7 protein-coding genes are annotated in these 7551 nt (G+C 66.3%); 4 read left to right on the top strand and 3 right to left on the bottom strand.

All coding sequences use genetic code 11. The features are described 5' to 3' along the window. The 4 genes from B8115_RS03240 to B8115_RS03225 all read left to right on the top strand — a co-directional run. On the top strand, positions 1 to 836 hold an 836-nt coding region (locus tag B8115_RS03240), incomplete at its 5' end, for an ABC transporter substrate-binding protein (protein ID WP_010626316.1). Further along, positions 833 to 1828 (top strand): ABC transporter permease, encoded by a 996-nt coding sequence (locus B8115_RS03235; protein WP_010626315.1) that lies wholly within the window; start codon positions 833 to 835, stop codon positions 1826 to 1828. The genes B8115_RS03240 and B8115_RS03235, both read left to right, overlap by 4 nt. Then, positions 1825 to 2652 (top strand): ABC transporter permease, encoded by an 828-nt coding sequence (locus B8115_RS03230; protein WP_010626314.1) that lies wholly within the window; start codon positions 1825 to 1827, stop codon positions 2650 to 2652. The genes B8115_RS03235 and B8115_RS03230 overlap by 4 nt, the downstream gene beginning before the upstream one ends. Further along, complete coding sequence (locus B8115_RS03225; RefSeq protein ID WP_010626313.1) at positions 2649 to 4091, top strand: ABC transporter ATP-binding protein; 1443 nt, start codon at positions 2649 to 2651, stop codon at positions 4089 to 4091. The genes B8115_RS03230 and B8115_RS03225 overlap by 4 nt, the downstream gene beginning before the upstream one ends. A 92-nt stretch (positions 4092 to 4183) precedes the next feature. Here the strand turns inward: B8115_RS03225 and B8115_RS03220 are convergent, their stop codons facing one another. The 3 genes from B8115_RS03220 to dksA form a co-directional block, all read right to left on the bottom strand. Beyond that, a complete protein-coding gene (locus B8115_RS03220; protein ID WP_026037858.1) occupies positions 4184 to 5527 on the bottom strand; it encodes a D-alanyl-D-alanine carboxypeptidase in 1344 nt (447 codons plus the stop codon). A gap of 195 nt (positions 5528 to 5722) precedes the next feature. Further along, positions 5723 to 6940 (bottom strand): zinc metallochaperone GTPase ZigA, encoded by a 1218-nt coding sequence (gene zigA / locus B8115_RS03215; RefSeq protein WP_010626311.1) that lies wholly within the window; start codon positions 6938 to 6940, stop codon positions 5723 to 5725. Further along, positions 6940 to 7368: an RNA polymerase-binding protein DksA gene (gene dksA / locus B8115_RS03210; RefSeq protein WP_010626310.1), complete on the bottom strand. Its 429-nt coding sequence runs from the start codon at positions 7366 to 7368 to the stop codon at positions 6940 to 6942. Before dksA ends, zigA begins: the two co-directional genes overlap by 1 nt. Positions 7369 to 7551: the final 183 nt, after the last annotated feature.

Below are 7551 nucleotides of genomic sequence, written 5' to 3'. Positions count from 1 at the left end.
CCAGTCGCGCACGGCTGGCACGCCATGATCGCTTGGCGCTGCATGCCGAGCCGCTGCCGCGTACCATCGTGTTCAAGCTCAATGCCGAACACCCCTTCCTCGAGGACGAGCGCGCCCGCCAGGCATTGAGCCTGGCCGTCGACCGTATCGGCATTGCCGCCGGGCTGCTGCGCCACCCCGAGGCCGCTGCGGCCGAGCTGTTCCCGACCAGCCTCGGCCCCTGGCATCTCGGCCTTTCTGTAGAAGAAGCACAGGACGTGGAGCGCGCCCGCGAGCTGCTGGCCGAGCTGGGCTGGGAAGCCAACGGCAGCGGCATGCTCGAGCGCAACGGCCAGCCCTTCCAACTGACCCTGCGCACCTTCTCCGACCGCCCCGAGCTGCCGCTGGTGGCAACGGCCCTGCAGGACCAGTGGCGCGAGCTCGGCGTGGCGCTGGAAGTCGCCGTGGGCAACGCCAGTGATATCCCTTCCGGGCACCGCGACGGCAGCCTTGAGCTGGGTCTGATGGCACGCAACTACGGGCTGGTGCCCGATCCGCTCGGCACCCTGCTCGACGACTTCGGCACCGACCCTGAAACGATGGGCGGCGACTGGGGCGCCATGGGCTGGCGCGACGCGGACGTGGCGGCCTGGCTCGATACCCTGCGCCAGGAGGCCGATCCCGAAGCTCGCACCGAACTGGCGGAGCAGGTCGCGCGACGCCTGAACGAGGCGATGCCGGTCGTGCCCGTGGCCTGGTACCAGCAGACGGCGGCGGTAAACGCCAAGCTGGAAGGCTTCTCCATCGACCCGTTGGAGCGCAGCTATCGCATCGACGAGCTGAGGTGGGAAGAATGAGCGAAACGCTGGCAGCGCGCTCGACGTCGCGCTGGGCCTCTCGCATGACGACAGGCCTGGGTGGCCTGCTGCTGCAGCGCCTGTTCCAGGCCGGGCTGGTGGCTTGGATGGTCGGCACCCTGACCTTCGTGCTGACCCGCTCGCTGCCCGGCGACATGGCCTATCGCATCGCCGCCGGGCGCTATGGACACGATATGGTCAACACCAGCGCCGCCGAGGCGGTACGCGCCGAGCTGGCGCTGGACCAACCGGCGCTGAGCGCCTACTTCGGCTGGTTGTGGGACCTGGTGCAGCTCGATCTGGGCCGTTCGCTAGTCAGCGGTGAACGCGTGATGACCGAGCTGTGGCATCAGCTCGGCCACTCGCTGGGCCTGGCGACGATGGCCGTGCTGCTCTCGCTGCTGCTGGGCCCGCCGCTGGGCCTGCTCGCCGGACTCAAGCCCAACGGCGTGCTGGACCGCGTGAGCGAAGTGGCGGCCAGCGTGCTGCGCGCCCTGCCGCCCTTCGCCGTGGGCCTGATCCTGATCCTGATCTTCTCAGTCAGCCTAGGCTGGTTGCCTGCAGCCGGCCATGGTCGCAGCGCACACAGCGTGCTGCCGGCGCTGACCCTGGCGTTGGCGCTGGCCGCCATCTCCAGCCGGGTGGCGCGCAACGCCATGGCCGACGTCTCGCAGTCGGCCTATTACGCCTTCTCGCGCACCAAGGGGCTGGGCGAGCGCCTGAGCTTCATACGTCATGGCCTGCGCAACGCCGCAGTGCCGGTGGTGGCTTACCTCGGCGTGCAGTTCGTCTACCTGATCGAAGGTGTGGTGGTGGTCGAGACCCTGTTCGCCTGGCCCGGCATCGGCCATGCCCTGGTGCATGCCATCGTGGCCCGCGACGTGCCGATGATTCAAGGTACCGCGCTGGTCATGGGGCTGATGTTCGTCGCGCTCAATACCGTGGTGGACCTGATCTGCTACTGGCTCGACCCCAGGAGGCGCAGCGCATGAACGGCTCGACCCTGACGTCTACCCGCCGCCTTGTCCTGCCGACGCTGAATGGCCGCCAGCGCCTCGGTGCCACACTGCTGGCGCTGCTGCTCGCCTTCGCCTGGCTGGTGCCCTGGCTGTTCGATGCCGATCCTGCGCGGCAGCAACTCACCCGCATCCTGCAGTTGCCTTCGCTGGCCGAGCCGCTCGGCACCGACCACCTGGGTCGCAGCCTGCTGGCGCGGCTGGCAAGCGCCGTGCGTCTGTCGCTGGGCATGGCGCTGCTGAGCGTAGCCAGTGCAGCCATACCGGGCGTGATTCTCGGCGTGATCGCCGGCTGGCGCGGCGGCTGGCTCGACCGCGTGCTGGGCAGCTTGGCCGATGCCTTCCTGGCGTTGCCGGGCCTACTGCTGGTGCTGCTGCTGGTGGCCATCGCTCCAGGCAACTTCTGGGCTCTCTACGTGGGTATCTCACTGGTGCTGTGGATCGAGTACTTCCGCGTGGTGCGCGCCCGCACCCGGGTGCTGGTCGCTTCGCCCCAGCTCGAGGCGAGCCGCCTACTCGGCTTCGGCCCGCTCTACCTGTTCCGCCGCCACCTGTGGCCGGAGCTGGCGCCGCAGGTGTTGACCCTGGCCGCCTTCGGCGCCGCCAGTGCGATCCTGGCCATGGCCGCGCTGGGCTTCGTCAGCGTCGGTCTGCGCCCGCCCACCGCCGAGCTGGGGCTGATGATGATCGAGCTGCTGCCCTACTACCACGAAGCCCCTTGGGCCATGGCCCAGCCGATCCTGGTGCTGTTCGTGCTGGTACTGAGCCTCAACCTGCTGGCAGGAAGGGATCCACGATGAGTGCGTACTTACTTCAGGCCGAAGACGTCACGATCCAGGGCGAGGGCGTCACCATTGCGCCCTTCTCCTGTTCGCTCGAAGCCGGCAGCCGGCTGACCCTGCTCGGCGAGACCGGCTCGGGCAAGAGCCTGCTCGCTCAGGCGATCATGGGCACGCTGCCCCGCGGCCTGACCGCGCGGGGGCGGCTCGTCATCGACGGCGAGACCTTCGATGCCACCGATGGCAAGTCGCGCCGCGCCCTGTGGGGCCGGCGCCTGGCGCTGCTGCCCCAGGAGCCTTGGCACGCGCTGGACCCAACCATGCGTGCCGTAGCGCAGGTGGCCGAAAGCCACCGCCACGTGGCCGGGCGCGATCGCCGCGCCGCGCTGCAAGCGGCCTGGGCCGACCTGGCCGAGCTGGGTCTGGCCGAGGCCGGCGGCAAGCTGCCCGGCGAACTCTCCGGCGGCATGGCACAGCGCGTGGCCTTTGCCGCCGCCAGTGCCGGCGGAGCACCCATCGTCATCGCCGACGAACCGACCAAGGGACTCGATGCGCCGCGCCGCGATGCCGTGGTCGAGCTGCTGGCTCGCACGCCCGAGAGCGGCGGCGTTCTGATCACCATCACTCACGACATCGACGTGGCCCGCCGCCTGGGTGGGGAAGTGGTGATCCTGCGCCAGGGGCAGGTGGTCGAGCGCGGACCGGCCCAGCAAGTGCTCACTCACCCCCAAAGCGAGTACGGGCAGGAGTTGCTGGGTGCCGAGCCCAGCCGCTGGCCACGCCCGGCGCCGCTCGGCGAAACGGCCCAGGCACCGGTGGTGAGCGCCACCGACCTGGCCAAGGCCCGCGGCGGCCGCGAGCTGTTTCGCGAACTCTCCCTCACGGTGCGCCCCGGCGAGATCGTCGGCGTGGTCGGTCCCTCCGGCTGCGGCAAGAGTACCCTCGGTGACATGCTGCTCGGCGTGACGCGCGCCGACGACGGCAAGATCCAGCGCGCGACAGGGCATCCGCTCGGCTTTCAGAAGCTCTATCAGGACCCGCCGGCGGCCTTCTCGCCCCACTGGCGGCTCTCTCGCCTGCTCGACGACCTGGTACGCCGCCACCGCCTGGATTGCAGTGTCATCCCACCGTTGATGGCACGCCTTGGGCTCGATGAGCGCCTGCTGGAACGGCACCCCGGCGAGATCTCGGGCGGCGAACTGCAACGCTTTGCCATCCTGCGGGTGCTGCTGCTCGAGCCGTGCTTCCTGTTCGCCGACGAGCCGACCTCACGCCTCGACCCCATTACCCAGCGCAGCACCCTGGCGCTACTGGTGGAGCTGGCTCGCGAACGGCGCTGCGGGGTAATGCTGGTGAGCCACGACCCAGCGCTGATCGGGCGCATCTGCGATCGCCGAATCTCGCTGGGCGGGGAGCCAGTGAGCGAGGCCCGCCAGACGCTCGATCCGGCCCTGGCCTGAAGGCAGCTCGCAAGACAGCACCCTCTAAACGTCTAAACGACATCGCCCCGCATGAGCGGGGCGATGTCGAATCGGCTTGGCAGCCAGGAACGTCAGTAGTGCGCCACCACCATGCAGTCCATCCCTTGGGCGCGCAGGCTGTTGCAGGCGGAGTGGGCATCGCTCTCCTGCAGGTCGACCAGACGTGCGCGGAACACTCGCCGCTCGCCCTCCGACTCCGCTACCGACACCCGCAGGTCGCGCATGAAGCCGGAAAGCTGATCGGCGGCGCGGGTGGCCAGGTGGCGAGCCTGATCCGGGTCGTTGAAGGCACCGACCTGTACTGCCCAGTTGCCCCTACGCGGTATATCGGCCTGATAGGTGTCACGCGGCATATCGGCCTGGTAGGTGATGCGCGGTGTGTCGGCCTGGGCGATCAGGGCACGAATCGGGTCATCGGCGGAGCCCATCTCGACCCCCATCTCCGACTGGAAGGAGAACTGACGCTCGCCGCTCGAAGCTGGCCCAACGGCCTCAGGTGCAGCGGCCAGCTGCTGGGCGGAAGGGGACGGGCTCTCCGGCAGATCCATGCTATCGCCCAGCACATCGGCCTGGGCAATCCAGTCGCCGCGCTGCAGCATGGAAAGCCGGGCAAAGCCGCGGTCGAGCAGGTCGGCCATATGCGTGTCGCGCGAGGCGGCGGTGAAGCCACCCATTACCACGGAGACGATACGACGGTCGTTACGGATCGCCGAAGTCGCCACGTTGAACCCGGAGGCGCGGATGAAGCCGGTCTTGAGGCCATCGGCGCCGGCATAGTTGCGCAGCAACCGGTTGTGGCTGGTGTGGGTGGTGCCGCGATAGGAGAAGCTCTGGGTGGAGAAGTAGTGATAGTACTGGGGGAAATCCTGCATCACGCGGATTGACAGCGTGGCCATGTCGCGGGCCGTGGTGACCTGAGCGTTGTCGGGCAGCCCGGAAGCGTTACGGAACACGGTGCTGGTCATGCCCAGCTCGTTGGCACGCTGGGTCATCATGCGGGCGAAACCGGATTCGGTGTTGCCCAGCGCCTCGGCGACCACCACGGCAACGTCGTTGGCCGAACGCACCACCAGCGCCTTGATGGCCTCTTCCGCCGTGATCGTGCTACCCGCCGCGAGCCACAGCTTGGAAGCGGGCATCGAAGCGGCATGGGCAGATACAGGTAACGGCTGGTTCAAGCGTATGGTGCCGTTCTCGAGCGCCTCGAACAGCATGTAAAGTGTCATCATCTTGGTCAGCGAGGCGGGATAGCGCGTCGCATCGGCATTGGCCTGATGCAGCACGTCGCCGCTCTCGACATCTATCACGATGGCCGCATAGCGGGGGTTGGCCTGCGCCGAACCGATCGTCAACAACTGAAGAAAGAGAAAAAAGAAAATGGCCACACCGAGGTAATGTCGGTTGTAGGAGCGCATGACGAACACCTCTGGTTCCCTTTTGATTCCCCGTGGCCCGATTCTAAAGCGGACCTTGCCTCAGTATGGCCGGATAACGAAGCGCTTAACAGCCGGAATAGCGAGTTTTTTTGCATATATACCGGCTGCTTCCATCAAACTTCCGTTTATTAATCAACTGGAATAACAGCCCGTTACCTTTGGGTTGCAGACCCGCTACTCCCAGGCCGGAAAGGGGTCGGGCAAGTCGGCCCACGCCCGATGACCATCCGCCAATACGGCGTCGCTCAGCAGACACTCGTCCAAAGCCTGACGGATACGCGCTTCGTCGAGATTCTGGCCGATGAAGACCAGTTCCTGACGCATGTCGCCGAACGGCTCCTCCCACTGCTCCATGATGTAGCCACGCGTCTCCGGATCCTTGGGCCAGCGAGACTCGGGGACGGCCTTCCAGAACATGCCGGCAAAGCCGTAATGGGCAATGCCACCCGCCTGACTCCACTGACCGGCGTACTGGGGTCGCGTAGCGAGCCAGAAGAAGCCCTTCGAACGCAGCAGCTTGCCGCCGAACCAGTCACCATGCAACAGGGCGTGAAACTTATCGGGATGGAAAGGCCGCCGGGCGCGGTAGACGAAGCTCGAGATGCCGTACTCCTGGGTTTCGGGCACGTGCTCACCGCGCAGCTCCTTGAGCCAGCCCGGGGCGAGCCTGGCCCGTTCGAAGCTGAAGCGACCGGTATCGAGCACCTTGTCGAGCGGCACCCGGCCATGGGCCATGGGTACCAGCTCGGCATCGGGATTGAGCGAGCGCAGTACCGCCTTCAACTCGGCCAGTTGCACTTCGTCGATCAGGTCGGTCTTGCTGATCAGCAGCACGTCGCAGAACTCGATCTGATCCACCAACAGGTCAGCCACGTTGCGCTCGTCCTCCTCGCCCAGGCTCTCGCCCGCCTCGGCGAGGGATTTTGCCTCCTGGTACTGCACCAGGAAATTGGCACCGTCGACCACCGTCACCAGGGTGTCGAGGCGGGCGACACTGGAGAGACTCTGGCCCTGCTCATCCTCGAAGGTGAAGGTCTCCGCCACCGGCAGCGGCTCGGAGATCCCGGTGGACTCGATCACCAGATGATCGAAGCGGCCTTCCCGCGCCAGCCGGCTCACCTCCACCAGCAGGTCCTCACGCAGCGTGCAGCAGATGCAGCCATTGCTCATCTCGACCAGCCGCTCCTCGGCCCGGTTGAGCGTCACCTCGTCATCGGCACTGCCCGGAGCGCCTCGTACCAGGGCCGCATCGATGTTGACCTCGCTCATGTCGTTGACGATCACCGCCACGCGGCGTCCGTCGCGATTGGCCAGGATATGGTTTAGCAGGGTGGTCTTTCCCGCTCCGAGAAAGCCGGAAAGCACGGTAACCGGCAGTGGCTTATGGGACATTACGCGTCTCCTCGCTGCTTGCTGTAGTGATGTTCGCGTTTCTCCTGTCGCTCCTTGGCCTCCAGGCACAGTTCGGCAGTCGGCCTGAGCAACAGTCGAGGCAAGCCGATGGGCTGGCCGGTTTCGGCGCAATAGCCGTAGTCGCCCTCTTCGATACGCCGCAGCGCCTGACGAATCTTGCGCAGCAGCCGCGTCTCGCGGTCGGCCTGGCGTAACAGCAGCCGCAGCTCCTCCTCCACGGCGGCACGATCAAGCTCGTCGCCGCTGCGTTCGTTGTCGGCTATGGCATTGCGCACCTCCACCAAGTGCGCCTCCACTTCGGCCTGTTCGGCAGCCAGCCGGTGCTGGAAAAATGCCAGCTGCTCATCGTTCATGTATGCCTCTTCGGGCATGGCCAGCAGTCGCTGCACCTCGGGATCGGCCGACATGGGCATCCTCTCCTGAAAATAGACGTTATAACATAACAATACTACTTCCCAAGGCAAGCCCTCTACAGCAAGCCGTGTTTGTGCTCCCGATTTCCCATAGATACCAGGCAATTTCTTGCCCGCCGGGCAACTTCTTGCCCGACCCGGGCAACTTCTTGCCTAATTAGGCTTAGCAATGATTGA

Origin of the sequence: Halomonas sp. KM-1, assembly GCF_000246875.1 — a bacterium.
Taxonomy (GTDB): Bacteria; Pseudomonadota; Gammaproteobacteria; order Pseudomonadales; family Halomonadaceae; genus Halomonas; species Halomonas aerodenitrificans.
The sequence above is the reverse complement of the archived record's forward strand: the minus strand, read 5'-3'. Positions and strand labels throughout refer to the sequence as shown.

Excerpts from the sequence above, each read along its gene's own strand:
- zigA (WP_010626311.1), bottom strand. The coding sequence starts at position 6,940 with ATGTCCCATAAGCCACTGCCGGTTACCGTGCTTTCCGGCTTTCTCGGA.
- B8115_RS03220 (WP_026037858.1), bottom strand. The coding sequence starts at position 5,527 with ATGCGCTCCTACAACCGACATTACCTCGGTGTGGCCATTTTCTTTTTT.
- B8115_RS03235 (WP_010626315.1), top strand. The coding sequence starts at position 833 with ATGAGCGAAACGCTGGCAGCGCGCTCGACGTCGCGCTGGGCCTCTCGC.
- B8115_RS03225 (WP_010626313.1), top strand. The coding sequence starts at position 2,649 with ATGAGTGCGTACTTACTTCAGGCCGAAGACGTCACGATCCAGGGCGAG.
- B8115_RS03230 (WP_010626314.1), top strand. The coding sequence starts at position 1,825 with ATGAACGGCTCGACCCTGACGTCTACCCGCCGCCTTGTCCTGCCGACG.
- dksA (WP_010626310.1), bottom strand. The coding sequence starts at position 7,368 with ATGTCGGCCGATCCCGAGGTGCAGCGACTGCTGGCCATGCCCGAAGAG.